Genomic DNA, 26,575 nt, shown 5'->3' on the forward strand with positions numbered 1-26,575 from the left:
CGCGGCGCAGCGGCGGATCCGCGGGGATTCCGCGGGATTAGCTCCAATCAAGGCTCCGGGCCCGCTGTACCGCGCCTGCCGGCGCGGTACAGCGGTGCGGCGCGCACTGCGCCGGTCAATGTGGCCCGTTGGTGGGCTGCTCGTCGTGCGACGATTCGAGCGGCTTGTGCGCATCGCCGCCGGCCCCCGGAAAGAATGCGTTCCAGACCGCCCGCACGCCCTCGGCCGCCGCCACTTCGGCGCCGATGCTTTCAGTATCACCACCGCTCGTCGCGGGGTCTTTGCTCAAGCCGCGCCAGTGCGTAAATACGAGCAGCGGCTTTTCAGTCCACTCGTCCTCCGCATAGCGCGCAAACGCGGTTTCGCCGCTCACCAGCTGCACTTCGTACCATCCCTCACGTACCGGCTTGTATTCGTCTAACGGAAACCACTCGGTCGGATCAATTTCCATGTCGTCCCTCTTTCGGTTCGTCGGTCATCACGGGTGCTACACCACTGCCGCCAGTATGCATTGTACGTGCGGAACGGGTCGCGTTTGCGATGGGCTCACGGGCTGAAGGAAGATCCTGGCCGACGCTCGGGCGCGTTCGGGGCGAAATGCTGTGCCCGCAAACATATGCGATTTTTTCGAACATGATCGACAACTTGTTCGTACGGCATTTGACGTCTCAAAGACCACAATTCCCTTCACACCGAACGCATGTTCATAGGAGAACATCATGAATCGCTTTGAAGGAAAAACCGTACTCGTGACCGGCGGCAACAGCGGAATGGGTCTCGTCACTGCGCAGGCTTTCGCCGCCGAAGGCGCACGTGTGATCATCACCGGTCGCGATGACGCTTCGCTTGCAGCGGCGGCGCTGACGCTCGGCGAAACCGCACTCGCGATCCGCAACGACGCGGGCTCGGCGGCCGGCGCGCGCGAACTTGCGCAGCGTCTTGCCAACGAGGACGTGCGGCTCGACGCGGTGTTCATCAATGCCGGCGTCGCGAAGTTCGCTGCGTTTGCCGACGTGGCGGAATCGATGTGGGACGAGTCGTTCGACATCAACGTCAAAGGTCCGTACTTCCAGATTCAGGCACTGACGCCGCTGCTCAACAAGGGCGCGTCGATCGTGCTCAATGCGTCGATCAATGCGCACATCGGCATGCCGTTGTCGTCGGTTTATGCGGCGAGCAAGGCCGCGTTGATCTCGCTGGCAAAGACGCTATCGGCCGAGTTGTTGCCGCGTGGCGCACGCGTCAATGTGGTCAGCCCGGGCCCGGTCACGACGCCGCTTCATGCGAAGCTCGGTTTCGATGACGACACGAGGGAGCAACTGCGCAATCAGATCCCGCTTGGCCGCTTCGGCGATTCGAGCGAAATCGCGTCGACGGTGCTGCATCTGGCGTCGCCGGAGTCGGGTTTTATTGTCGGCACCGAGATCGTCATCGATGGCGGAATGATCCAGCTTTAAGCATTTCGCGCGAGCTCGCGTTGCAGGCATACTTCTGTCTCGACATCACATCACGAAAGCGCCGGCTGCACGGCCGGCGCCGTCGAGGAGAACAGAGTGCAGCAGAGAACCAATGAATTCGGTCAGCCGATCGGCTTACCCGTCACGAACTGGGAAGGCGTGCCGAAGCCCGACGGCACGGCGTTGACGGGCCGCTATTGCCGGCTCGAGCGCCTCGATGTCGAGCGGCATGCGAACGAACTGTACGACGCATATGGGCAGGCGCCCGATGCACGCGACTGGACCTATCTAAGCGCGGGACCGTTCGAGTCGTTCGACGCATTCCGCGCGCACCTCACGCGCATCGCCGCCACGGCTGACCCGTTTCACTATACGGTCATCGATACCGCCAAGGGCAAGGCGGTCGGCACGCTCGCGTTGATGCGCATCGATGCGTCCAATGGCGTGATCGAAGTCGGCTTCGTCACGTTCTCGCGGCTGCTGCAGAAAACCCGCGCCGCGACCGAGGCGATTTATCTGCTGATGCGCTACGCGTTCGACACGCTCGGCTATCGCCGCTTCGAATGGAAGTGCGATTCGCTCAATGCGCCGTCGCGCAGTGCGGCACTGCGCTTCGGCTTCACGTTCGAGGGAATTTTCCGCCAGGCCATCGTCGTTCACGGGCGCAATCGCGATACGGCGTGGTTTTCGATTATCGATAGCGAATGGCCCGCGATTCGCACGGCGTTCGATACATGGCTCGAGCCGGAGAACTTCGATGCGGGCGGCGTGCAACGACGCAAACTTGCGGAACTGATCGAGGCGCAACGCGGCGCCGCGCACGTCACGGCTTCACGCTGAAGCGCGTTTCAACGGCCTTCGCGAGGCGCTACTCGCGCCTCGTTTCACAAACACCGCGTTGCGGCCACGCTGCGGCTTAGCCTTTGATGAACTCGAGCAGATCGGCGTTCACCTTGTCGGCCTGCGTCACGCACATGCCGTGCGGCGCGCCCGGATACACTTTCAGCGTCGCGTTCTTCACGATCTTCGCCGACATGCGGCCGGCTGCGTCGATCGGCACGATCTGGTCGTCGTCGCCGTGCAGGATCAGCGTCGGCACGTCGATCTTCTGCAGATCCGCCGTGTAGTCGACTTCCGAGAACTCCCGGATGCACGCGTAGTGACCGACAATGCCGCCGCTCATGCCTTGGCGCCAGAACTCGTCGATCGTGCCTTGCGAGACTTTCGCACCGGGACGGTTGTAGCCGAAGAACGGCAGCGCGAGGTCCTTATAGAACTGCGAACGGTTATCCGCGACGCCTTTGCGAATGCCGTCGAACACATCCTTTGGCAGGCCGCCCGGATTTTTCTCGGTTTTCAGCATCAGCGGCGGCACCGCACCGATCAGCACCGCCTTCGCGACACGCTTCGTGCCATGACGGCCGATGTAATGCGCGACTTCGCCGCCTCCCGTCGAGTGACCAACGAGCACGGCATCTTTCAGGTCGAGATGTTCGATGACGGCGGCGAGATCGTCCGCATAGGTATCCATATCGTTGCCGTTCGCGGTTTGCGACGAGCGACCATGACCACGGCGGTCATGCGCAATGACGCGAAAGCCCTGTTGCACGAAAAACAGCAATTGCGGATCCCACGCGTCGGCATCGAGCGGCCAGCCATGCGAGAAGACTATCGGCTGCCCGCTGCCCCAATCCTTGTAGAAGATGTGGGCGCCGTCTTTGGTCGTGACCGTATTCATCGTAAAGCTCCGTGCTGGTGAAAAAACTACTGAGGAGGAACGCGCGCCGGCAGATAAAGAGCGGGCGCACTGCCCGCTCGCCCACAAGCCGATGCGCGGGCGATGCGATGCTTCAAGTTGCGGGAGTTTCATCGGGCGGTCATATGCCGCCGATCTTTACGAAAAAACTGCGGCACGTGCCGGCGCGAAAATGCCGGGTCCTTGCACGCTGAAGGTGCAACCTCGCGAGATGCAAACACCTGAGAATCGGTTCGCTGATTATGCCGGGGATTTTTCGCGCTGCATATAAACCATGGTTTATATCCGTTGCGCTCGGGGCGACGTCGTAGTGCCACGATTGGGCAGTGATGGCCGCCTCATTTGTATTAGGTGCGTTGTTGAGAGCGGCCGGATAGCGGCCAGGCAGGCGCTAGCCCGCGTACGCTTTTTCCAGCGCCGCGATGTCGAGCTTCACCATGCTCATCATCGCTTGCATGGCGCGCTTCGTTTTTTCGCGGTCTTTGTCCTGCAGGATTCTGAGCATGACGGTCGGCACGATTTGCCAAGAGACCCCATAGCGATCGGTCAGCCAGCCGCATTGCACCGGCGCGCCGCCTTCGACGAGCCTGTCCCACAGCGTGTCGACCTCGGCCTGCGTTTCGCACTTGACGAACATCGAGATGGCCGGCGAGAACGTGTACTGCGGGCCGCCATTGAGGCCTACGAACTCTCGCCCTTCGAGTTCGAACGTTACCGTCAGCACTTCGCCTGCCTTGCCTGGAATCGCATCGTTGTAGTACGACGTCTCGACGATCCGGCTGTTACCGAATACCGACACGTAAAACTTCGCCGCTTCTTCCGCCTGACCGTCGAACCAGAGACACGTGGCGATCTTGTCCATTGACACTCCTTTGCCTGCCTGGGTTGGCGGCGCTCACATCGCGCGCCGCTGTCAAATTTAGCGCCGGCGTGTGGCCTGTCACTGACGCGACTTCATCATCTCCTGCATCGCCGCCTGCATTTCCTCATGCGACAGATCGACCTTGTGCGTTGCGACCGACCAGCGATGCCCAAACGGATCTTCAAGCTGCCCGTAGCGGTCGCCCCAGAACATGTCGGCAGCGGGCATCGTGACCTTCGCACCGGCCTTCTCTGCCTGCGCAATGGTTGCATCGGCATTGTCGACGTAGAGGTGAATCGTAACGGGCGAGCCCTTCAACGCCTTCGGGCCAAGACCGCCGCCGCACTCGGGCATTTCGTCGGCGATCATCAGTGTCGAATCGCCGATTCTCAGCGATGCGTGCATCACCTTGCCGCCGGGCCCAGGCATGCGGACCTGCTCGACCGCGTTGAACGCTTGCTTGTAGAACTCGATCGCGTCGGCCGCGCCGGCGCAGACGATATGCGGGGTCAGCGAATGCATGCCTTCGGGGATGGTTCTCGTGGCTGGCTTGGACATAGTCGTAGCTCCTGTCTATCGACAAATGAATAGGGTGGCGAAGCGTCACCGGACACCGTGGCTTCATCACGACGACGAGTAGGCCACCGTCGGATCGACATGAGCAAGCGGAAATTTGTCGATAGCCGCGCGGCGCGGCGATGCTGCGCCGCAATACCCGAACTGGCACGCAATGTGCAAAGCGTGTGTCGTCGATGGGGTTAGCCAATCGGCTTTCCCGATTCATGTTGCCGATAAGAGGTGTGTCGTGACCAGGAACTGGTTCTCCCGATTTTCGACCGCGCTCTCGACGATGGCGGGCCGGCCCGTCACGTTCGTCATCGCCGTGATGCTCGTCGTCGTATGGGGGGCGAGCGGGCCATTGTTTCACTTTAGTGACACGTGGCAACTCGTCATCAATACGTCGACGACGATCGTCACGTTTCTGATGGTGTTCCTGATCCAGAACACACAGAACCGCGACACTGCGGCAATGCAAATCAAGCTCGACGAATTGATACGCGCGGTATCCGGCGCGCATAACGCGCTGCTCGATCTCGAAGAGCTCGATGAAAAGGATTTGACGCGGTTTCGCAAGCATTACGAACAGCTCGCCGAGGCCGCGCGCGGCGCACTGCGCTCGGGCGGCACCGACACCGATTCGCCGTTTGTCGAGGATCGGCCGGACAATGCCCATCAGGACGACGCGCCGAATCAACGGCGCCGTGATGCGCATAGCGAGCGGGAATGTGACGGGCAGCGAGGGCGCGAAGAGAAACGGTAGGGGAGGTGACAGGCCGCGGCTCGTGCTAGCGCGGCCTGCCGGTGCTTCCGCACGTTTCATCCATGCGTTTGCGTTCCGTTGCCGCGTCGTTCAGGCGGAAATCGGTTTGAGCCGCGTGTCGACCGTTATTGCGATTGCGTCGAGAACGGTCGGGTATTGCAGCGTGAGTGCAGGTCGCCGTGTCAGTGCGAGCCGCTACTCATTTGCTGCGCGCGCTCGAGGAGCAGGTCGCGCTCGCATGCGTTGCGCGTCATCGCCGCCGCGCGTTCGAATTCGGCGCGCGCTTCTTCGCGCCGGCCAAGCCTGGCAAGCAGGTCGCCGCGTACGCTCGGAAGCCAGTGGTAATGCGCGAGCAGCGGATCGTCACCAAGCGCATCGACGATCTCGAGTCCGGCGGCCGGACCGAATGCCATGCCGACCGCCACTGCACGATTCAACTCGACAACCGGCGACGGCGCGACTTGCGAGAGCGCGTCGTAGAGCGCAACGATGCGTTCCCAGTCGGTCTCGTCGGCCGTATGCGCACGCGCATGGCACGCCGCCAGCGCGGCCTGCAATGTATAGATGCCGCTGCCGCCGCCGAGCGATTCGGCCCGCTCGAGCGCGGCGAGGCCACGGCGGATCAGCAACGGGTCCCAGCGGCTGCGGTCCTGGTCGGGCAGCAGCACCGGCTTGCCTTGCGCATCGACGCGCGCGCGAAGACGCGACGCCTGAATCTCCATTAGCGCGGCGAGACCATATGCCTCGCCTTCGTCGGGCACGAGTCCGACGAGTACGCGCCCGAGCCGCAGCGCTTCCTCGCAAAGCGCGGGACGCGTCCAGTCGTCGCCGGCCGTTGCCGCATAGCCTTCGTTGAAAATCAGGTAGATCACTTCGAGCACCGACGCGAGCCGCGCGGCGCGCGCATCGGCCTGCGGCACTTCGAACGGCACCTTCGCGGCAGACAACGTGCGCTTCGCACGCACGATGCGCTGTGCGATGGTGGGTTCAGGCACGAGAAACGCGCGCGCGATTTCGTCGGTGGTGAGGCCGCCAAGGAGCCGGAGCGTCAACGCGACGCGTGCATCGGTCGACAGCACGGGGTGGCACGCGGTGAACATGAGCCGCAGCAGATCGTCGCCGATGTCGTCCGCGCGCGCGGCATCGAGCGCATCGACGAAATCGGGCACGAGATGCGCCTCGAGCGCGTCGAGGTCGTGGCCGATTTCTTCGCGCTTCCTCGCGTGCAGCGCCTCCTGGCGCCAGCGGTCGAGCGCGCGGTTTTTTGCGGTTGCCATCAGCCACGCTCCCGGGTTGTCGGGCACCCCTGCCTTGGGCCAGTGCTCGAGCGCGGCGACGAGCGCATCCTGCGCCAGTTCTTCGGCGACGCCGACGTCGCGCACGATGCGCGCGACGTGCGCAATAACCTTCGCGGATTCGATCCGCCACACCGCCTCGATCGCACGATGCGTCGCGGCCGACGACACGGCCGGCCTCAACGAGCGTCCGGCGCAGCCGGCGCTGCCGCCTGGTCCGGCATCGGCACATTCGGGTCCATGTAGGCAAGCTCCCAGATGTGGCCGTCCAGGTCTTCAAAGCCGTGGCTGTACATAAAGCCGTAGTCTTGCGGCTTGCGCGGCACCGAACCGCCCGCTGCGAGCGCTTTTGCAACCAGACCGTCGACTTCGGCGCGGCTCTCGCACGACAGGCAGATCAACGCTTCGGTGCTCTTCGAAGCATCGGCGAGCGGCTTCGTCGTGAAGTTGCCGAAGAACGGCTTCGTCAGCAGCATCGTGAAGATGTTTTCGCCGACGATCATGCAGGCGGCGTTCTGGTCGGTGAATTTCGGCTCGAACGTGAAGCCGAGGCTCGCGAAAAAGGATTTGGAGCGCTCGAGATCGTCGACCGCGATATTCAGGTAAATCTGCTTGTGCATCGTGCACCTCGCTTGAGTGGCTTCGTCGAATTTGAGCGACTTCAGTGGTTCGTGCCTTCGAGTTTGCGGAAACGGTCCATCGACGGGCTCGGTTCGAAATCGTCGAGCCCGAAAAGTTGGCGCACTTCGATCTCACCCGCCGCGTGCTCCCCGAACGGTGCCGGAAAGCGCCGCGCCCACTCCATTGCTTCTTCGCGCGAACGCACCTGGATCAGCGTGTAGCCGGCGAGCAGTTCCTTCGTCTCGGCGAACGGGCCGTCAATGACCGTGCGCCGGCCGTTGTCGTAGCGGATGCGCCAACCCTTCGATGTGGGCTGCAGGCCGCTCGCGTCGAGCAGTACGCCCGACTTCGCGAGTTCCTCGTGATAAGTCGCCATGGCGGAGATCAGTTCTTCATCCGGCATCCTGCCGGCTTCGCTGTCCGCGTTAGCCTTCACCATGATCATGAATCGCATCGCCGTTTCTCCTTGTTTGTCGCGTCGGGCTGGCAGAACAAAGAGCCGCGCAAACCCGATTGTTCAGCGACTCCTTGCCTGCACGACGAAGCAGCAATGACCAGATCGACACGCGAAACGCGACGGACACGCCAGGGAAAACCCTCGATTCGACGGCGCAACCGGCCTGAGCGACGAAGCACCATGCCCCGTGCCTTGACGCTACTGGAAACAAGGCCCCAGCTTGCGCACTTCGATCGTGCACCACCGAGCGGCCGGGCATTCGGCAGCAAGCGCGAGAGCTTCATCCTGCGTTTCGCAGTCCAGCAGAAAGAACCCGCCGATCATTTCTTTCACCTCGGCGAACGGCCCGTCGACAACGCGCGCCTTGCCGTCCTGTACTTGCAGGCGCTTGCCCTTTTTCGCGGTGGTGAGCGATTCGCCCGAAATCAGTACGCCGCGCTCTTTCAGCGAGTCGCGATACCGCACCATTTCGGCAAAGACCTCGCGTCCGGCGATTTCCCCGCGTTCTTCGCGCTGATCGACCGGCTCGACGATGAGCAGCATATAAGCCATGGAACCTCCGATGAAAACGTCATTGCAACGGTTGCCGTCGCGCACGCGCCGGCCTGCTTGCGGCTAGCGACGGCAGTCTAGCAAGCGGATACCGGATCCTGCAAACGCGTGCAAACGATAATGCAGGAAGCCTTGGAGCCGAATGACGAAAATCCGTACGAATGGGAAGGAATGTCAATTCGATCTTTAACGGTTCATATGATTGACGATTATTTTTGACATTTCAATTAGCCAAACGGGATAGGACATTTCCTACCCAATCCTTAATTCACAATCGAATTCACCAAGACAAATTCATAGATAAAAGTGTTGTTAACTCGTTAATTTTTCGAGATAAATTCGATTAAACACTGACTCCTATCGATCTGACGTTGCCATCAAACAACGCCTCATTCAATCTCGAAAATAAACCGGTCTTTATTTGAGATGAACAAGCCGATTAAAAACAAGTCCCTACTGTTCATTCATCGATTTATTTCCTAATCAGCAAAAATTAATTGCCAATTGTTCGAGAAAGAATGATTAGGGAGCCTACCTATACTGCGTGGCGTTCCCCAGACAGGGAATGGACCGGCCTTGTCGTGGACCGGCTGCACGCGTTGCGTGCCGGGCTTCCGGCGCCGACGCGTGATCCACAGAACACCGAAGGAAGGAAGCTCAGATGAAAAAGACCCTGATCGTTGCGGCCGTCGCCGCCTCATTCGTTCCGCTCGCTCACGCGCAAAGCAGCGTCACGCTGTATGGCCTGATCGACGCGGGCTTCACCTATACCAACAATGTCGACGGCAGCGGGCGCGCAGCCATCGGCAGCGGTATCGATCAAAGCCGTTGGGGCCTGCGCGGATCTGAAGATCTGGGCGGCGGTCTGAAGGCGATCTTCAACCTCGAAAGCGGCTTCGACATCAACAACGGCAGGCTCGCGAACGATGGCTCGCTGTTCAACCGTCAGGCGTACGTCGGTCTGTCGAGCGACTACGGCACCGTCACGCTCGGCCGCCAGTGGGATGCGATGCAGGACTACGTCGCGCCGCTCACCGCAACCGGCAGCTGGGGCGGCACGTATTTCGCGCATCCGTTCAACAACGACAACCTGAACACGAACGGCGGCTTCCCCGTCAACAACTCGATCAAGTACACCAGCGCGAACTATGGCGGCTTCACGTTCGGTGGCACCTACGGCTTTTCGAATCAGAGCAGTTTCGCGAACAACCGCGAATACAGCTTCGGAGCCGCATACCAGTACGAAGGTCTGCGTGTCGCCGCCGCTTACTCGCAGCAGAACAACCCGGGCGCGACGTCGAACGGCGCAACGACTGATCCGGACATGAGCGCGATCTACGCGGCAACCGGCGGCTTCCGCCAGCGTGAATTCGGCGTCGGTGTGAGCTATGCGTTTGGTCCTGCTCAGGTCGGCGTGGCCTGGACGCAGTCGCGTATGGACAACTTCGATATGTCGGAAGGTTCGTCAGCGCACGTGAACAACTACGAAGTCAATGCGAAGTACAACTTCACGCCTGCTCTGAGCGCCGGCATCGCTTATACATACACGGACGGCGATTACAACGTCTCGGGTGTCAAAACCAACGTCGGCCATCTGCATCAGGTCGGTGTGCAGACCGACTATGCGCTGTCGAAGCGCACCGACGTCTATGCGCAAGTCGTCTACCAGCGCGCAACGGGTGATCAGGTGGGCGCCGCGTCGATTTACTCGGGCAGTGCGAGCCAGTTGTCGTCGTCGCAGAATCAGGCGGCTGCGACCGTGGGCTTGCGTCACCGCTTCTGATCGCATGGGGATGCGGCCCGATCCGGGTCGCTAACCAGACTGCCGGCGAAAGCTCCCGTGCACACGCAACGCGGGAGCTTTTTTCATTACGACTAGCGCCCCGCCCCACGTTTCAGCTCGGCCGCAAGCCGGTCGAAGCTCTCCTTGTTCGCCTTCAGCGCAAACGTTTTCACCTGATCGCGCACCGCCGCCGTATCGAACACCATCCGGTAAGTCAGCGTGGTCTTATCCCCGGCTTCGTCGAACGACACAATCACCGTGAAATGCGGCCCGGAAACGTGATCGAATACGATCCGATCCGGTTCGCTGATCTCGACAAATACGCTGTGGTTTTTATAGTCGACGCCATCCGGTCCGTGCATCACGAAGCGCCAGTTTCCGCCGGCCTTCAGTTCGAATTCGTGGAAGGTGTTCCGGAAGCCCTTTGGTCCCCACCAACGGGCGAGGCGCACGGGGTCTGTCCATGCGCTGAAAACGCGCTGACGCGGCGCGTCGAAGGTACGGGTCGAAAGAATTTCAAGGTCGGGAACCGTCGCGTTCCCTTCGGTTGCCTCGGACATGGCGCGGCCTCCTCGAACGACAGCGCGGACATCCGCGCATCGGACGCGAACGCCCTGAAGGCAGCATAACGCAACGCGGCCGTGCGCAGTGACAATGCGCGGCGCTCAACTCGCGCAAGACTGCGCCGCGGCGGGTTCCGTTTCGACGGGTTCGATCGGCACGATGCGGCGCATCGGCGGAGCACCGCATTGGCGCAGCAGATCGCGCAGTTCGTTGATGACCGGGAACACCTCATGGTTCCAGTCCGCGCCCTGCGCGTCATGCGCTTCCTGTTCGCGTTCGACGATCCAGCGGTCTTCGGCGAAGATGCGCTCGGTGAACCAGACGAGTAGCGGCCACGCCATATCGAGCAGGAATCCGAGCTTGGGCCGCTTTACGGAGAGCAAACCGAACGTGCGATTCGTGCGCTGCTCGGCGTCGAGCGGCACGTAGATGATCCACAGGTCCATCACGAGCGTTCCTTCCGACGTGCGGATCTGCAACGTCTGGTAGGGATACTGCGTGCGGATCGTCATCACGTCCTTATGTTTCTTCGCGCCTTGACGGCTTTGCCCGAACACCAGTGCTTCGCCGATTGGCTGCTGGCCTGCTTCGCGCGAGAACGTGTAGTCGACCTCGACCCAGTCGTCGCCGCGGCGACGTCCGAGCGAGCGCGCGCGCATCTTGCCCATCTGCCGACGGTGCAGGAACTGATGGTTCATGTCCATCAGGTTTTCGTGCATGAACGAGTAATGGCATGCTACTTCACGTCCGAAGCGACGCGTCTTGTACTGCCGGTTCGCGACCGAACCGAGCGGCGGCAGCGGCGTCGATCCGGCTAGTTCGGCTTTGCCCGGGAACACGAAAACAAGCCCTTCGACTTCCCGGCACGGATACGCGCGCACGCCGTTCGGCAGCCGTTCGCGACCCAGATACGGAACGTCGATGCAGCGGCCTGTGCAGTCGTAGGTCCAGCCGTGGTAACAGCAGCGGATCGCTTCGCCATCGACCACGCCGCCGTGCAGCGGCACCTGACGGTGCGCGCAGCGGTCTTCGAGTGCGAACACGCTGCCCGACTCGGTGCGCACGAGCACGATCGGCTCGCCGGCGAAGCGCACGCCATGCGCCTTGCCGCGCTTCACTTCATGCGACCATGCAAGCGGATACCAGTGGTCCGGGTTGATGTGAACGCGACGCAAATCGCGCACCGGTGCTCCCGCAGGTATTTCGGCTGTGCTGCTTTCCACAGGACTGACTGCGTGCATGTATGCCGCCCTCCTCTAGCGACCGAGCCTTCGAATACTTAAAAAGCGAAGTTCTCGAGCTTTCTATTGAATTACTGAGTTAGCTGCTCAGTCTACCGGAAGTCGGGGTGCTTTTTGACAATTCGAGAAAATGAACGCCGGCGCGAGCCGGCACGGTCGTGATGGGGGCAGGGAATCTGCGTATGACGCGAAGCCACAAACAAGAAAGGGCCGCGGTGCATCGCGCACCGCGGCCCTTGCCGATTAATGATCAATGTCGAAAAAGAGGTGGGCCCTTACAGCCTCTATGCGTACGGCCCGTGCATGCCCGTCATGACTTCATGACTGTCCGTCGTTGCCGCCCGGCGCAATCAGCCCCGAGCGGTGTTGCTTGCCCCAGGACTTGCTGCCGCGCAGGAAATGAAACCAGCCGAGCACGGCCCCGGTGTGCCGCAGCAGTTGGAACGTGAACGGCTCGGCGATCGCCGCGGCCGTCGCCGACCACAGACTCGATCCGGCGCGCAGCCCGGTCCAGCGTCGATACAGGTGGATGCTCCAGATATAGAACGCGAGATCGAGCGCGGTCTTCAGGAAGATCACGCTGAAGATCGAAACGACAATCGCGCCGTGGCCGCCGAACAGGAACGCGAGCAGCAGCGCGAACGCCGTCAGCCCGTAGACCGGCTGCATCGTATCGAATGCCTTGACCGGCAGCATGAGCATGCCGAGCGTGCCGTAGCGACGATTGCCGGTCATGTCGCGATTCCAGTATTGCGTTTCGAGGAAGCCGGCGAACCAGCGGCGCCGTTGCCGCAGGAAGCTCGCGAGCGTATCGGGCGCGTCGGTCTGCGCGTGCGCGTCGCCGACCACGCGGACGTCCCAGTCGAGCCCGCGGTCCACCGAATAGCGGCGCAGCCGATGGATCAGCTCGTAGTCTTCGACGAGGCACTGTCCGTCGAAGCCGCCGACCGCGACCAGCGCCTCGCGCCGGAACGACGCGAAGGCGCCCGACACGAGCAGCAGGCTATCCGCGCGCATCCATGCAAAACGCGAGATGAAGTTGCGCATGTACTCGTACGTCTGGAACCACTGGAACAGGCGACCGCCAACCGACTTGCTGCAGATCGGCACCAGAATGCCGGTCGCCGCCACGAGCGTCCCGCTCGCCGCGAATGCCGCGCGCATTGCGCGTGTCGCGTCGGGTGCGAGCAGCGTGTCCGCGTCGACGGTCATCACCGTTTCGGTCGTCATCCGATCGATCGCGGCGTTCAGCGCGCGCGCCTTGCCGCCGTGCGGCAGACGCAGCCAGTACAGATTCGGATAACGCCTGCTCGGCGCGCTCAGTTCGCCGAGCTCGGGTGTTGCGAGACCGTAGCGCGTGGTCAGCAATGTTTCGGTGCCGTCGGAAGAACCATCGTCGGCAATGATGATCTGCGCAGGCCCGTCGACCTGTTCGAGCAATGCGGCAAGCGTCACGGGCAGCACGGCCGCCTCGTTATGCGACGCAACGATGACACCCATCGCGGGCAAGCACCGCGCACCCGCCTCCGATAGCCCGGTTGCCGCGTTCGACGACATCATGCGCTGCGCGAGCGGCCACGACTTTATCGTGACGAAGAACAGCAGCAGCGTGTCGTAAACCACGTACGCAATGCCGGTTGCCCAAGCCACCACGCCATGCAGAAAGAACGCGCGCGCAAACAGCAGCACCCACAGCGCCGTAACGCCGCCGTGAATCAGCCGGCCCGCCCAGGTCGCCGGCTGCGGCGTGATGCGTGGCGACACTGCAGCAAGCGCGTCTTCGAGCGAATGCTTAGTCGTACTGGCAGTGCGCTCGGCCTGCGCTTGCGGCGCCTGCGGTTCGATTACGACGTCTGCACACATCAAGGCACCATCCGTTTGATGACCGAATGCCGATCCAGCCACTGATGCTTCAACGCACCGCCGACGTGCATCGCGAGCAACGCATAAAGCGCGTAGCCGAACCATGCGTGCACCGTGCCGAGCTTGTCGTGGAGATGGAGCCGTTCCTTGACGGCAGGATCGATATTCATGATGAAGCCGATCCGCGGCCATTCGAAAAGGTGGAAATACTGCATCGGATGCGTCGCCGCGTCCTTCCATGCGGAATCGTGCGCCCAGCCGGAAAGCGGCAAACCGATCATCAGCAGATACAGCAGGAAATGCGCAACATGCGCGGCCATCCGTTCCCACGCCGGAAACTCGTTCGGCAACGGCGGCGGCTTATGCGAGACGCGCCACAAAATGCGTAACAGCGCGAGACCAAGCACCGTGATGCCGATCGACTTATGCGTATCGATGACCGGTCGCACCCAATCGTCGGGCAGCGAATCGGCGCTCAAGCCCAGCACGACATTGCAGATGATCAACAGCGCGATCACCCAGTGCAGCACCATTGCGATGCGCGTGTATTGGGTCGGCTCGCCGGCGCGAGCAAGCGCCGTGGGTCCGTGCCGGGACTCGATTCGGGTCGTCATTGGTATTTTTTCGGGAAATAGGGTTGGCGACGAAAGCTATTCGAAATGGACGCACAAGCGACGCGCAAACGTGCGGTCAGTTCGCTTGACTGCTTAACGCACAGACTATCCGTTTTATTCCGGGTTTTCCTGTACGTCGAAGTGTATTGGCGTCCGAATGTGTTTCAGTTCATTGCAAGGGACATCGAAATTTCATCGAACGAAAGCGTCGATGCCCTGTACGAGGCGTTTCGCAAGGCGCGGCTGGCGCAGCTGGTCGATCCACCATTGCAGGGCGCGGCCGTCATGGTCACCGCGCCACGCGACGTATAGCACATTCGGCTCGCGCGGGTCGGCCGTCTCCTTTTCGATCAGCTCGCCTCGCTTCAATAACGACGCAACGCGCTGCCGCGGCACCCAGCCGACCCCGAGGCCGTCACGCTGCGCGAGAATCTTCGCGCGCATGGTCGGCACCGCGAGCGACGCCTGCCCGCCGACGACGCCATATGCGCGGCCGCTCGCGCGTGACGAATCCGCCACCGCAATCGCACGCTGTTTCGAGATCTGGTCACGCTTGAGCGGCTCTTTGGCCGAAGCGAGCGGATGGCGCGGCGACACCGCGAACACCCATTCGACAACGCCGAGTTCGAACCAGCGCAGGCCCGCAATAGCCGGCGGTTCGTTGGTTGCGCCAACAATCAGGTCGGCGCGACCGTCGCGCAACGCCTCCCATGTGCCGCTCAGCACCTCATGCGTCAGGCGCAGCTTCACGCCCGATTGCAGTGCATCGAATGCGTGGATCAGCGGCATCAGCGTGTCGAATTCCATCAGTTCGTCGCTGACTATCCACAGGCGATCTTCCCAGCCGCTCGCCACCTGGCGCACGCGCTGCGTCATTCGCGCGACATCGTGCATGAGCCGGGCCGCCTCTTCGGCGAGCAGATGGCCTGCTGGCGTCAATTGCAGGCGATAGCGGCGGCGATCGAACAGCAGCGCATCGAAGCGCGTCTCGAGCTGGCGCGCCGCATGCGAGACGGTGGATGGCGCCTTGCCGAGGCGCGCCGCCGCCCGCGACAGGCTGCCGCTCTCGCGGATCGCTTCGAGCAGCGTCAATTCTTCGTCGGTCAACATGTTCAACTCCGTCGAACGTATCGGGCGGAACGATCGTACGGCAAAGCGTCCGGGCCCGCTCATCGTGCGCGGCGACCGGCCTGTTCCGCGACGCCTGCGCGCCCGGGCAACGCGACTAGTTCAGCAAGGTCGATAGCTTCTGGCGACGCGCTTCTTTCTGGCGGACCCTGTCCATCGCGTCCTCGCTGATCCGGTAGCTCGAAGAAAGCGTCCTCTGGCCGAACCTCACCGTGCCGGACCGGGGATCGTATTCGGCCCGCCAGTGCTCGACACCATCGAGCGTGTGCGCCGTGAGCCGGCCCGGCGCCGTCGACATCAGGTAATAGCCGTCGGGAAACAGCCAGGCGGCATTGTTCTCCAACAGCCACCTGGATGTGTCGCGCACGTCTGCGTAAGGTATCCAGTCGGCATAGTTCAGGAAATTGCCTTCGTACCTGTTGCCCGGCACCTTCGTCACGAAATGTGTCGCCGTCTCGGGCAGCGCCGAATCCGGATCTGTCTCGAACAGATAGAGACGATGCTGCCCGCCCGTGAGTCTTCGAAACGTGTATTCGTTGATCTGCGGCGGCGTGGCGCGTGCGCCATCGGGCCTCCTGAGCGCCCATTGCGACCGCAGCCCGGCACTGGCGTCCGTCACGAACGGTTGATATGCCATTACGCCGACCGTCAGATACTTGCCGTCTTCCAGATGCACGAGCTGCGAATTCGCATAGTTGAATACACCGTTGGTGCTGTTCGGATTTGACGGCAGTGCGCCGAGATACACGTTTCCATCGTTCCCGACCCGCAACACCTTGCTGTAATCGCTCGCCAGATGGAAGCGGCCGTCGTCGCCCATCGTGAACTCATGGCGGCTCGCCGGAGTCCGCGTGCCGGCCACCTGCGGCACGCCCTCCGCGTCGATATAAAGGCGTACGCCTTGCGTATCGTTACCGCCGTATGCGTCGATCGTCAGCGGTCCACGATAATCGAGGGCCGCCGCCTGCCGCGCCTGAATGCGGCGCACCTTTTCCCACGCGTTGTCGTAAAACTGCGCGTGCATCCGGTTCAGATCCTGTTTGAATCCGATTGCGACTCCGCGGCTATCTCTCGTTACGAACGCGCGATAACCCGACTGATTCCATACGCCGCTGTCGAGCGGCAGCCGCGACAGCTGCGGTTGCGCGCCGGCCGTGCGCGTCTGGTTATAAACGTCCCATCGGTATTTCGGGTTAGCCACGAACGCACCGGCCACGCCATGACTGACGGCGCGCCACCCGCGAATCTGCGCATAGTCGATCCGGCCCATCGCCGCGACCTCGAAGTTTTCCGGCCTGCGCACATACGAGCCGAGGCTCATATTGACGTCGATCATGTTCGGCGTCGGCGCCACGAAATAGATATAGCCGCTGGCGTCCGGCAGCTTTGCGACCGCCGCGCGCTCGCGGCGGAACGTGGCGAGATAGCCGGCGCTATCGAGCAGCTTCAGGTTCGATGCGGTATCGAAGTTGTGCAGATCGAGGTTCACGTTGCGCATCGCGATCTGCTCCGATGAAAAGCCGCCGCGCGCCTCGAGTTCCGCCGGCGCGACGGTCGAAGGCCGGAACAGCGCGTATGGCTTGGGATCCCGTGCGTAATCGGTCGAGCGTTTCAGATCGACGTGCGGCCGCTGCGTGTCCGGCGAGTCGTCGAGACCGAAATCGGGCGGCGCAATGGGCGACGGGAACGGCGGCGTCTGGGACGGGTTTCCGTTGATTCCGAGCAGCGGCTCGATGCCGCCGAGCGTGATATTCGCAGCCAGCGATTCGTGCTGCCACGGTGCGCCCTGTTCAGCCTGTCCTTGCGGTGCCGCCTGATCGTCGTCGTAATGACCGAAATACACCGTATCGACGTGCGTCACGCCGCCCGAGTCCGCATACCCGTCATTGATCGCGCTCGCCAATGCTTCGGACATCGCATTGAAATCCGCATATCGGAACACGCCGCTGCGGGGCTCGTGGAGTTCGTAGCGGTCGCGATGGAAATCGCCGGATGCGCCATGCCGCTGAATAACGATCGAATAGGCGTCTGCCGCGTCGCGGCCGGCAGGCGCGGCGCCGCCCGTTGCGCCGCCCGCCGCGGGCGGCGTTCCGAAGGTCAGACGCAGTTCCGCGACGTCGTTGCGATATGGCACGCGCGTGTCCTCGACATCGCGCAGTTCGCTAAAGCGATGCCTCAGATCGTCAATCAGACGCGGTGCGACGTTGATATGCAAGGCGCCGGGTCGCCGGCTCCGATGCGGCAAATCCGTCAGCAGTCCCTGTCTGTTCTGCTGCTGCAGGGCGCTGATTTCGTCGATCGAGCGGGACCGGCGCGTCTCATCCGAAAGTCCGCGCCAGATATCGTCGGTCGCCTGAATCAGCGTCGGCGCGCGGCCCTGCGCGACGTTCCTCAGCGCAAGGTACGCAACGCCTTGCGACGCGGTTTCGACGGCGCGTGCGTCGCCGGCTGCAGCGGCAAGCGCCGCGCCCGACAGTTCGTTCGATTCCTGCGCGGTGGAGGCGAGCAGACGGCGCAAGCGGGACTCCTCGCGCGACAGCGCGGATGCCGGTAGCGACGGCCCGCTCGTCATATGCGGCAGCAGCAGCCCTCCTTGCGGCAACGCCGACTGACTGTAGAACTCGATGCTCTGTGGCTCGGCCTCGAAGGCATTGCCAGGATCCCTGAATGCGGTGTTCAGGTATGCCTCGAGCGCCTCCCGCATCGATCGCTGGTTCTGATACAAAAACGCGCCGTTGTTCGGGTCGAAGATCGCATATTCGCCGCGATCGCGGCGCTGCACGAGCAGTGCGTGTCCATTTATCTCACGCGGCCTCTGTGTTGAAACCGGCGCGCCGGCAGCCGGCGCGCGATACAGCGCAAGCCGCACAAACGCCAATTCGCGCTCGCGCAGCTCGCTGCCCAGGTGGTTTAGCGCGCTGTTGATCGTCGCATCGCGCTCGGAACCCGGCGTGATCCGTTCGGTCAGTCGCAACTGAAAGTTCCCCAGCGCAAGCGACGATGCGCGCCGTTGATATGCGCCGACGCGGCCAAACATTTGGGCCGCCGTTCCGTCCGCGCGTCTTGTCGCGTCTTCGCGAATCTGTTGAACAACCGCATAGAGGCTCGGCGGGGCGGCCCGGCCGCCCTGATCGATGCGGCGCATCACCTCGCGCACCCAGCCTTCGCACGCCGGCCTGTAGTCGATGTTGTCCTCGCTTCGATAGCGATACTGGTCGAACGTGCGGTACGAATACGATTTCGACTTCAACGCATCGCCGCCGCGACATTCGCGAAACTCTCTCATCTGTGCGCATCGGCTCAGCACGGGCCCTCGGGGCGTGGGCGTCGACGGCTCAGGGCGGCTGTCGTCTGCCGCCGGCTCGTCGACTCGCGGGACCGGCGGCGTGGCCGGCGGTTGCACCGAGCTACCGGCGAGAGCAGATGAGAACATGATGTGCTCCTTGCAGCGTCGCGACGCGGCCATGTTGACCGTCGTATTGCAACATGCGGGCAAGGACGCCGCGTCGTATCGGGGTGCGACATGACGGTACGGCGGACACTGACGCACCGCTCACTTCATGAAATAAACGCCCCTCAGGGCTGTGCGTAGAAATTCACGGCGCGCTTCGCCCTCCTGCACCCTTTGCCATGCATCGTCGCTTATCCGGTAGGCGCGGCCGGCACGGTCGGGCAAGCGCCGGGACGGCCCGCCTGCGCCATCGTCCTTGCCTGCGGCGGACGTGCCGGAAATGCGCTGTACGGTGCTCCCTCCCACGGTCCGCACCTGCAAACCGCCGGTTCGATCCGGCACCGCGTAGTACCCATCCCGAAAGAGCCATGCGGCGTTCTGAGAATCGAGCCAACGCGCCACGTCGCGGGCGTCGCCGGCCGTCATATGCGAGGCGTAATCAGCGAAGTCGCCGTAAAACCGGTTGACTGGTACACGCGTGACGAAATGCGTTGCGGTTTCGGGCAGAGCGGTATCCGGATCTTCCTCGAACCGGAATAATTGTTGCCGGCTGCCCGCCGCCCTTGCGTCGAACGTATGCAAGTTTGTCGACGGCGGTGCGGCGCGCTGTCCGTCGGGGCGTTCGAGACGCCAGTCCGAACGCCAACCGGCGTCCCAACGGGTAACAAACGGCGTAAACGCCGTCTTGCCGACTGTCAGATACTTGTCGTCCTCGCGATGCACGAGATGGCGTCCGTCATAAGCGAATACACCGTTCAGCGATGCGGGGTCCTCGGGAATTCTGCCCAGATAGACGTATCCGTCGTTGCCGACGCGCAGCACCGCGCCATGGTCGTTCGCCAGATGAAAGCGCCCGTCGTCGCCGATCGCAAACGAGCTGCGGTTGCCCGCGTGCCTTGCATAGCGGCTGTAGGCGGTATCGGCAGCCACCTGGCCATACCCGTCGATGAAGACATGGGTTCTCGATGCGTCCCCGCCATATGCTTGAATCGTCAGCGGCCCGCGGTAATCGACTCCCATCGCCTGGCGCATCTGCAGATTGCGTACTTTCTGCCACGCATTGTCGTAAAACGCCGCGTGCTCGACATTCGGATCGCAGTGGAATACCGCTGCACCGTTCTCGCCCGTCGAGACGAACGAGCGGTGAGGCGCGGTGTGCCACGCGTCGCCGGTAATCGGCATACGGGCAAGCTGCGGCTGTGCGCCTGCCGTGCCCGTCCGATCGTAAACATCCCAGCGATATTTCGGATTCTTGATAAATTCTCCGGCAATGCCGCCTGTCACGGCACGCCAGCCGCGAATCTGCTCGTAGTCGATGCGCCCCATCGCCGCGATTTCGCCGGATTGCAGATCACGCGCGTGCGATCCGAGTGTCGCGCCGACGTCGATCATGTTCGGCGTCGGTGCGACGAAGTACACGAAGCCGTTTTGTGCATGAGCTTGCAGACGGCCGAGTGCGACACGTTCGTTGCGAAAAGTCGCCAGATAGCCCGCGCTGTCGGTGACGGCCGGCCGTGCCGCCAGGTCGGCGTCGTGAAGATCGAGATCGACGTCGCGCAGCTTCGTCTGTTCCATGTCGAAACCGCCGCGCGCCATCAGCACTTCTGGGCTCAGCGTCGATGGGCGAAACAGCGCATACGGCCGGCGCTCGGCCGGCGGCCGTTCCGGCGAGCGCTTCAGCTCGTCGTGACCGGAACCGGCAAGCGACGTCGGCCCCGTGTTCACGTCGGGCGGCGGCGGCAGCGTCGCGTGAGGCGGCGTCATTGCAGGGCTGCCGCCAATATCGAGCATGCGTTCGACGCTGCCGAGGCGCATGTCGGCCGCTGGTGACTCCCGCGACGTGGACGGCATAGGCAAGACAGGCAAGACCTGATGCTCGCGCCGGCTGTCGGCGAACCACGTGGTGTCTGCACGCTCGATGCCGCCCGATTCCGGATAACCATTGTCAAACAGGCTTCGCAACGCCGACGACATCCGCGCGAAGTCCGCGTATCGGAATACGCCGACACCGGGATCGTAAACGGCGTACCCGTCGCGCTCGAAGTCGGCCGATGGCCGCAGCCGCTGCACGACGATCGAATGGCCTTGCGCGTCGTCGCTTTCGCTTGCGTTCGGATCGTCGCTATCGACGGACCGGAACGTCAGTCCGATTTCGGCAAAGTCATTCCGGGAGCCGCGCACGGCGTGATCGCGATAGTACGCGGTGGCGAACTGCCGTCGTAGATCGTCGACGAGCGCGGCGCCCGAACGAATGCCGGTCGCCCCCGCATGCCGGAGCCGGTCCGTTATCTCCGCCACGACTGCGTACTGGTTCTGCTCCTGAAGTTCGGCGATGTCGCGAATCGTCGATTGCCGGCTCGCGGCATTGCCTAGCTGTACCCGTATATCTTCGACTGCCGACAGCAAATCCGGCGCGCGGCCACGCGCGACGTTCTCCATCGCGCGAACCACGAGCCCGCTGCACATGCCAGCCATCACGCGCCGCTGCCCTGCCGCCGCGGAAAGCCCGTCGTCCGACAGGTGATTGGACGCGTCCGCAGTGTCCGCGTAAGCGCGCAAGGTCGCAGCGCTGCTGTGCGATTGAGAAGACGGTCCCGGTTGCGACGCATCGGCCCACGCATCGGCCGGCGCAACGACAGCCTCGACCGCCTGCGCGGAAGCGCCCTGCGAGGGGCTCCGCGACGCGGAGAAGAATTCGAGGCTATCGGGCACGACGATGCGCCCCGCTTCGCCGAAAGCGTCGTCGAGATATCCGCGCAGCGCGTGGTCGGCGGCGCGCCAGGTCGGGTACACGAACGCGCCGTTATTCGGGTCGAAGATCGTGTAACGATCGTGCTGCTGTCGTTGAATCGCGAGCGTGTGCCCTGTGCGCCCTTCGTTCGACCCGCGCACGGTCAATCCGACGCGCAATACGGCCAGGTCGCCTGAATTGCGCAGATGCCCACGCGCTGCGCCTAACATGCCGTCCACCCGTTCGCCCCGCTCGCCATGCGGATCCGAATATACGACGGGAGCTTGCGTGTGACGACGTAAAGCCAATGTCGCGGGACTCGCCTGGAGATCAATGACGCGGTCGAACATGTCAGCCGCGGCGAGGCCGCCCCGCTTCGCCTCGACGCTCATCTGGCGAACCGCCGATTGCAGCGTAAGCGGCTGACGGGCATCGCTCCTGTCGATGCGCCGTAGTGCTTCCCACACGGCGCCATCGCAGGCGCCGCGATGCTCGGGGGTCCGCAAGCGCCGGAAGTCGTACTGGTCGAAACGCTCGTGACCCACCGATCCGGTGTGGAGCGCTTCTCCACCGCGGCACTCGCGAAACCGCGAACCGGGCAAGCAACGGCCGAGCACGGCGCCGCGTTTCACGCTCGGCGCCGTGCGCGTCGCGTCGCCCTTTCCGGCCGATCGGGTTTCGCTCGCTCGCGGCGTCGCGCGAGCGTCGGCGCCGCGATGATCGGCGCGAACCAGGCGGTCGACCTCGACGTTCGGCGTGACGTGGTCTGCCGGCCGCCACTCGGTTGGCCGTGCCCGGCCGCCTGCGGGATGCATGAACATGACGCGGACTCCTTGGGCGCGCTTGCCCCGCGCGGGAGTCGCTATTGCATCATTAGCGCCGGGATTGGATGCGATGCTTATGCAATGCGCGGCCGGCGTGCCTGCATCGGGCCGCGCGCGCCGCTCATGCCTTCAGAGCCGCGAATGCTTCCTCGAGTTCGGCGAGGTCGCCGGGCCTCACGACGCGCCCGATTTCAGCACCGTCGCGCATGAAAACAAGTGTCGGCCACAGCTTTACGCGAAACGAACGGCCGAGCGGGCGCCCCGGCCCGTCTTCGATCTTCAGATGACGCGTACCCGGATGCTGTGCAAACGCTTTTTCGACGATGGGCTGCGCGCCCTTGCAGTAGCCGCACCAGTCGGTGCCGAATTCGACGACGGTTACGCCGGTAAGCGCATCGACTTCCGCGCGGGTCGGGGCGGTCTTCGCATATGCGGTAACGGTGCTCATGTTCCCTCGTGCAACGTATGAGAAAGGGCGGCGCGTTGATTGGCGCCTCGACTCCATGTTGCCTCGATCCGGCGCATGTTGCCTCGAACCGGCGCACTTTGCCGATCGCGCTGAGCGTGGCCGGCATGCAGTCCGGCATGCGGCGGCTAGCCGCGTTGGCGCCGCGTACGCACGGCCTGCGCGAGTTCGTCGAGCACCGGTTCGGTTTGCGCCCAACTCAGGCATGCGTCGGTGATCGACACGCCGCGAGCAAGCGGCACACCCGGCTTGAGGTCCTGACGGCCGGCTTCGAGATGGCTTTCGATCATGACGCCGATGATGCGGCGATCGCCCCCCGACAGCTGTTGCCCGATATCTTTCGCGACTTCCGCTTGCCGCTCGTGCGATTTGCCCGAATTCGCATGCGAGCAGTCGATCATCACCTGTTCGCGCAAGCCGAGCTTGCGCAATGCCGCGCATGCCTCTTCCACGCCGGCGGCGTCGTAGTTCGGCCCTTTTTTGCCGCCGCGCAGGATGACGTGTGCGTCGTCATTACCGCGCGTTTCGAAGATCGCGGCCATGCCCATCTTCGTCATGCCCATAAACGCATGGCTTGCGCGGGCGGCGACGATCGCATCGGCCGCGATCTGCACGCCGCCGTCGGTGCCGTTCTTGAAGCCGATCGGGCAGCTCATGCCCGAAGCAAGCTGCCGATGGGTTTGACTCTCGGTCGTGCGCGCGCCGATCGCACCCCACGCGATCAGGTCCGCGATGTATTGCGGGCTCAGCAGGTCGAGAAATTCGGTCGCGGTCGGCAAACCGAGATTGCCGATGTCGATCAACAGTTCGCGCGCGCGGCGCAGGCCTTCGTTGATGCGGAAACTGCCGTCGAGGCGCGGATCGTTGATGTAACCCTTCCAGCCGACCGTCGTGCGAGGCTTCTCGAAGTACACGCGCATGACGATCAGCAGATCATCGCGCAATGCGTGCGCCTTCGCCTTCAACAGATGCGCATAGTCGATCGCCTGATCGTGGTCGTGAATCGAGCACGGGCCGACGATGATCACCGGCCGGTCGTCGCGACCGTGCAGCACGTTTGCCACTTCCATGCGGCTTTTTTCGACGAGCGCTTGCACCGCAGCGGGGATCGGCAGTTCATCGAGCAGCAGCGCCGGAGAAATAAGCGGTCGCACCGCGCCGATGCGCGTGTCGTCGATGCGCGTGATGTCTTGCGTGGAATCGGCGGAGCCGGCTTCCTGGTCTCGTGTGGGGTTGTCGATGCGGCTCAAGAGGATTCTCCGGCGTGGGGCTTCGCGGGCTTGCGGGTTCCGGCTCGGTTCCGGCTGGATTCCGCGGCGGTGAAACGGCGATTATCGCATTTCGCCATGGCGGCGAAAGGCGGGCGCAGGGTTACGCCATGGCGCCCGCTTCATGTGCCGTTTTCATTTCTCGCTTTTATGTGCCGCTTCGTACCCTGCCTGACGCTCAAGACGGACGCGTCAGTTGCCGCTCATCAACTGCACGAGGTACGGCTTCCATACGTCCGGATGCGCGAGCGTCTGATGCCCATACGAATGCGCGGTTTCAGGCATTTCGACGAAGCGGCCGCCCGGCACTTCGCCGATCAGCTTCTGCATGACGCCGAGGTCCGTCGCATTGATCAGGTCGTCCGCGAAATTGACGGCGAACAGGCGTCCGCGGATTTTCGACAGATCGGGCGCAGGGTTGTAGTCCCACGACGATTCGAACCAGTACAGCACGTCGTTCGCATCGGTTTTCCCGGCATTCGCGACAAGCGTGTCGTACATCTTCGTCGCCGAGGCGCGGTCCGGCGCTTCGGTCTGCATACGCGCGGGGTTGTTCGTCATCAGCGTGAAGATCGGCATGACGCGCGTCCATTGCGTCGGCTCGGCCGTATATGCGCCGCCCTGCCAGGCGGGATCGTTGCGAATCGCGCCGACGATCATCTGCCGCCACAGCCAGTTGCGGCCCGCCATCGCGATCGGCTGGCTGGCGATCGGCATCAGCGCGTCGGCCATGCCCGGATAGCGCTCGCCCCACATCCACGTCTGCATGCCGCCCATCGACGTGCCGAGCACGAGCCGCAAATGCTTGATCTTCAGCCCGTCGACGAGCAGTTGATGGTTCGCCTCGACGACGTCGCCGTAACCGTAATGCGGGAAATTCATCCGCATGCCGTCGCTGGGCTTCGTCGAACCGCCGCGGCCGAGGCCGTCGGGGATCACGATGAAGTAACGGCTTGCGTCGAGCGGCTCGCCGGGCGCGAAGAGCTCTTTGCGCATCAGCGGTGTCAGATACGCGTTGCTCGTGCCCGTGGTGCCATGCATCAGAAGCACCGCGTTGGTGACGTCGCCGCGCGCATCGCGCTGCGGCGCGCCGAGCGTCACGTAATGGATGCGGACCTCGGGCAGGATCGTGCCGTCCGAGAAATGAAAGTCGTGTGCGACGAAATCCGCGGCACGTTCGGGAATCGCAGCATGGGCGTCGGACGGCGTCGCAGCGAAAGCGTGAGCGGCTAGCGAGAGGACTGCGAGCAGGGTTGCCCGCGTCGCGATCGATCGGATCACTTCGGTCTCCGGTTTGTTGTGAAGAATTCGGAGTGCGATCGTACACGAACGCGCGGCTCGACGTTTATCGATTGGCTGTCGCGCTGCTTTCATTTTTCCGCACTGCGTCACCGGGACCCATCCCGATTCTCCCGCGTGGCGAATATATGCAGTGAGAGTGCAGTTTTGCGGCGGCCCGCGGCCCGCTTTGTTCGAACGAAAGACGCGCGATTGATAGTTCGATTCAATTGGTATCGAGACGTTTAGCGACGTGTAATGCTATTCCCGTGTTTTGCCTTTTTTCTGACCGTTACAACCGGAGAGATTCATGGCCCAGCCACAGCTTGACGCCGAAGAAGTCGTCAAGGCAATCGCCGCTGAAACGAACACCCCGCCTGAAACCGTCTCGAAGCTTTACTCCGACACATTGGCGCAATACCAGGCCGACGGTCGCATTCTCGATTACATGCCGCTGCTCGCCGCGAAGAGAGTACGGGAGACGCTGCGCCAGCCCTCGTCGCGCTAAGGCCTGCGTTGCGATCTGCGATGAGCGGCACCGTTTCGGACCGACCTCTGGTTCGACCTGTCACACCCGACGATTTCGATGCATGGCTGCCGCTATGGGACGGCTACAACCGTTTCTACGGCCGCGTCGGTGCGACGGCGGTGCCGCGCGAAATCACACAACTGACGTGGACGCGGTTTTTCGACGGCTATGAGCCGATGCATGCGCTCGTCGCGGAACGCAACGGCAAGCTTGTGGGCCTCGTGCACTACCTGTATCACCGCAACACGACCATGGCCGGGCCGACGTGCTACCTGCAGGATCTGTTCACCGATGAAGCGGAACGCGGCAAAGGCATCGGCCGCGCGCTGATCGAACGCGTGTATGAAGAGGCGCGCGCCGCGCGTGCGGAACGCGTCTACTGGATCACGCACGAGACCAATGCGACGGCGATGCAGCTCTACGATCGCATCGCCGAACGTTCTGGCTTTGTGGTCTATCGCAAGGCGCTTTGAGCGTGTGCATCGGATCTTTGCTTCGGGCGCGGCGGACGCAA

Annotated in this window: 24 protein-coding genes; 6 read left to right on the forward strand and 18 right to left on the reverse strand. The window is 62.9% G+C overall.

Annotated elements, in window-relative coordinates; genetic code table 11:
- Positions 1-115: 115 nt before the first annotated feature.
- A complete protein-coding gene (locus BTO02_RS22150) occupies positions 116-451 on the reverse strand; it encodes a hypothetical protein (RefSeq protein WP_075159393.1) in 336 nt (111 codons plus the stop codon).
- Between the two features lie 268 nt (positions 452-719).
- Here BTO02_RS22150 and BTO02_RS22155 point away from each other — a divergent pair, with 268 nt between their 5' ends.
- Together BTO02_RS22155 and BTO02_RS22160 are read left to right on the forward strand one after the other, a co-directional pair.
- A complete protein-coding gene (locus BTO02_RS22155; RefSeq protein WP_075159394.1) occupies positions 720-1,457 on the forward strand; it encodes an SDR family oxidoreductase in 738 nt (245 codons plus the stop codon).
- Between the two features lie 96 nt (positions 1,458-1,553).
- Positions 1,554-2,297 (forward strand): GNAT family N-acetyltransferase, encoded by a 744-nt coding sequence (locus BTO02_RS22160; RefSeq protein WP_075159395.1) that lies wholly within the window; start codon positions 1,554-1,556, stop codon positions 2,295-2,297.
- A gap of 76 nt (positions 2,298-2,373) precedes the next feature.
- Here the strand turns inward: BTO02_RS22160 and BTO02_RS22165 are convergent, their stop codons facing one another.
- From BTO02_RS22165 to BTO02_RS22175, 3 genes are all read right to left on the reverse strand, one after another.
- Positions 2,374-3,195 carry an alpha/beta fold hydrolase gene (locus BTO02_RS22165; protein ID WP_075159396.1) on the reverse strand — a complete coding sequence of 274 codons (822 nt, stop codon included), beginning with the start codon at positions 3,193-3,195 and terminating at the stop codon, positions 2,374-2,376.
- 409 nt (positions 3,196-3,604) lie between these two features.
- Positions 3,605-4,075, reverse strand: coding sequence for a VOC family protein (locus BTO02_RS22170; RefSeq protein ID WP_075159397.1), 471 nt, complete (start codon positions 4,073-4,075; stop codon positions 3,605-3,607).
- A gap of 78 nt (positions 4,076-4,153) precedes the next feature.
- Positions 4,154-4,633: a VOC family protein gene (locus tag BTO02_RS22175; protein WP_075159398.1), complete on the reverse strand. Its 480-nt coding sequence runs from the start codon at positions 4,631-4,633 to the stop codon at positions 4,154-4,156.
- Positions 4,634-4,880: 247 nt separating this feature from the next.
- Here BTO02_RS22175 and BTO02_RS22180 point away from each other — a divergent pair, with 247 nt between their 5' ends.
- Positions 4,881-5,396 (forward strand): low affinity iron permease family protein, encoded by a 516-nt coding sequence (locus BTO02_RS22180; protein WP_232243633.1) that lies wholly within the window; start codon positions 4,881-4,883, stop codon positions 5,394-5,396.
- A 182-nt stretch (positions 5,397-5,578) separates the two neighbouring features.
- Here BTO02_RS22180 and BTO02_RS22185 read toward each other — a convergent pair whose 3' ends face one another.
- The 4 genes from BTO02_RS22185 to BTO02_RS22200 all read right to left on the reverse strand — a co-directional run bounded on the left by BTO02_RS22185 (position 5,579) and on the right by BTO02_RS22200 (position 8,321).
- Positions 5,579-6,862, reverse strand: coding sequence for an RNA polymerase sigma factor (locus BTO02_RS22185; protein ID WP_075159400.1), 1,284 nt, complete (start codon positions 6,860-6,862; stop codon positions 5,579-5,581).
- An 8-nt stretch (positions 6,863-6,870) separates the two neighbouring features.
- The gene (locus BTO02_RS22190; protein WP_075159401.1) at positions 6,871-7,311 is read right to left on the reverse strand and encodes a VOC family protein; all 441 of its coding nucleotides are present in this window, start codon (positions 7,309-7,311) and stop codon (positions 6,871-6,873) included.
- A gap of 41 nt (positions 7,312-7,352) precedes the next feature.
- On the reverse strand, positions 7,353-7,766 hold the full coding sequence (locus BTO02_RS22195; RefSeq protein WP_075159402.1) for a YciI family protein: 414 nt from the start codon (positions 7,764-7,766) through the stop codon (positions 7,353-7,355).
- A gap of 201 nt (positions 7,767-7,967) precedes the next feature.
- Entirely contained in the window at positions 7,968-8,321 is a 354-nt protein-coding gene (locus tag BTO02_RS22200; protein WP_075159403.1) for a YciI family protein, read from the reverse strand.
- 661 nt (positions 8,322-8,982) lie between these two features.
- On the opposite strand from BTO02_RS22200, the gene BTO02_RS22205 reads away from it, so the two are divergent.
- Positions 8,983-10,104 carry a porin gene (locus tag BTO02_RS22205; protein WP_075159404.1) on the forward strand — a complete coding sequence of 374 codons (1,122 nt, stop codon included), beginning with the start codon at positions 8,983-8,985 and terminating at the stop codon, positions 10,102-10,104.
- Between the two features lie 92 nt (positions 10,105-10,196).
- Here BTO02_RS22205 and BTO02_RS22210 read toward each other — a convergent pair whose 3' ends face one another.
- From BTO02_RS22210 to BTO02_RS22260, 10 genes are all read right to left on the reverse strand, one after another.
- Complete coding sequence (locus tag BTO02_RS22210) at positions 10,197-10,664, reverse strand: SRPBCC family protein (RefSeq protein WP_075159405.1); 468 nt, start codon at positions 10,662-10,664, stop codon at positions 10,197-10,199.
- A gap of 105 nt (positions 10,665-10,769) precedes the next feature.
- A complete protein-coding gene (locus BTO02_RS22215; protein ID WP_075159406.1) occupies positions 10,770-11,909 on the reverse strand; it encodes an aromatic ring-hydroxylating oxygenase subunit alpha in 1,140 nt (379 codons plus the stop codon).
- A gap of 318 nt (positions 11,910-12,227) precedes the next feature.
- Positions 12,228-13,772: a glycosyltransferase family 2 protein gene (locus BTO02_RS22220; RefSeq protein ID WP_083615314.1), complete on the reverse strand. Its 1,545-nt coding sequence runs from the start codon at positions 13,770-13,772 to the stop codon at positions 12,228-12,230.
- Positions 13,772-14,386: a cytochrome b gene (locus BTO02_RS22225; RefSeq protein ID WP_075159407.1), complete on the reverse strand. Its 615-nt coding sequence runs from the start codon at positions 14,384-14,386 to the stop codon at positions 13,772-13,774. Before BTO02_RS22225 ends, BTO02_RS22220 begins: the two co-directional genes overlap by 1 nt.
- 192 nt (positions 14,387-14,578) lie before the next feature.
- Positions 14,579-15,496, reverse strand: a complete 918-nt coding sequence (locus BTO02_RS22230; RefSeq protein ID WP_075159408.1) for a LysR family transcriptional regulator — start codon at positions 15,494-15,496, stop codon at positions 14,579-14,581.
- Positions 15,497-15,611: 115 nt separating this feature from the next.
- A complete protein-coding gene (locus BTO02_RS22235; protein WP_198039307.1) occupies positions 15,612-18,947 on the reverse strand; it encodes an enterotoxin A family protein in 3,336 nt (1,111 codons plus the stop codon).
- A 120-nt stretch (positions 18,948-19,067) separates the two neighbouring features.
- Positions 19,068-22,517, reverse strand: a complete 3,450-nt coding sequence (locus BTO02_RS22245; protein WP_075159411.1) for an enterotoxin A family protein — start codon at positions 22,515-22,517, stop codon at positions 19,068-19,070.
- 124 nt (positions 22,518-22,641) lie between these two features.
- Positions 22,642-22,968: a thioredoxin family protein gene (locus BTO02_RS22250; protein WP_075159412.1), complete on the reverse strand. Its 327-nt coding sequence runs from the start codon at positions 22,966-22,968 to the stop codon at positions 22,642-22,644.
- Between the two features lie 146 nt (positions 22,969-23,114).
- Complete coding sequence (locus BTO02_RS22255) at positions 23,115-24,236, reverse strand: 3-deoxy-7-phosphoheptulonate synthase (protein WP_075159413.1); 1,122 nt, start codon at positions 24,234-24,236, stop codon at positions 23,115-23,117.
- Between the two features lie 210 nt (positions 24,237-24,446).
- Positions 24,447-25,532: an alpha/beta fold hydrolase gene (locus BTO02_RS22260; RefSeq protein WP_156884069.1), complete on the reverse strand. Its 1,086-nt coding sequence runs from the start codon at positions 25,530-25,532 to the stop codon at positions 24,447-24,449.
- 310 nt (positions 25,533-25,842) lie between these two features.
- On the opposite strand from BTO02_RS22260, the gene BTO02_RS22265 reads away from it, so the two are divergent.
- Both BTO02_RS22265 and BTO02_RS22270 read left to right on the forward strand, forming a co-directional pair.
- The gene (locus tag BTO02_RS22265; protein ID WP_075159414.1) at positions 25,843-26,040 is read left to right on the forward strand and encodes a DUF3562 domain-containing protein; all 198 of its coding nucleotides are present in this window, start codon (positions 25,843-25,845) and stop codon (positions 26,038-26,040) included.
- A 20-nt stretch (positions 26,041-26,060) separates the two neighbouring features.
- Entirely contained in the window at positions 26,061-26,534 is a 474-nt protein-coding gene (locus BTO02_RS22270) for a GNAT family N-acetyltransferase (protein ID WP_075159415.1), read from the forward strand.
- The last annotated feature ends 41 nt before the right edge of the window (positions 26,535-26,575 follow it).

The sequence above is a fragment of the Paraburkholderia sp. SOS3 genome (assembly GCF_001922345.1).
Taxonomy (GTDB): domain Bacteria; phylum Pseudomonadota; class Gammaproteobacteria; order Burkholderiales; family Burkholderiaceae; genus Paraburkholderia.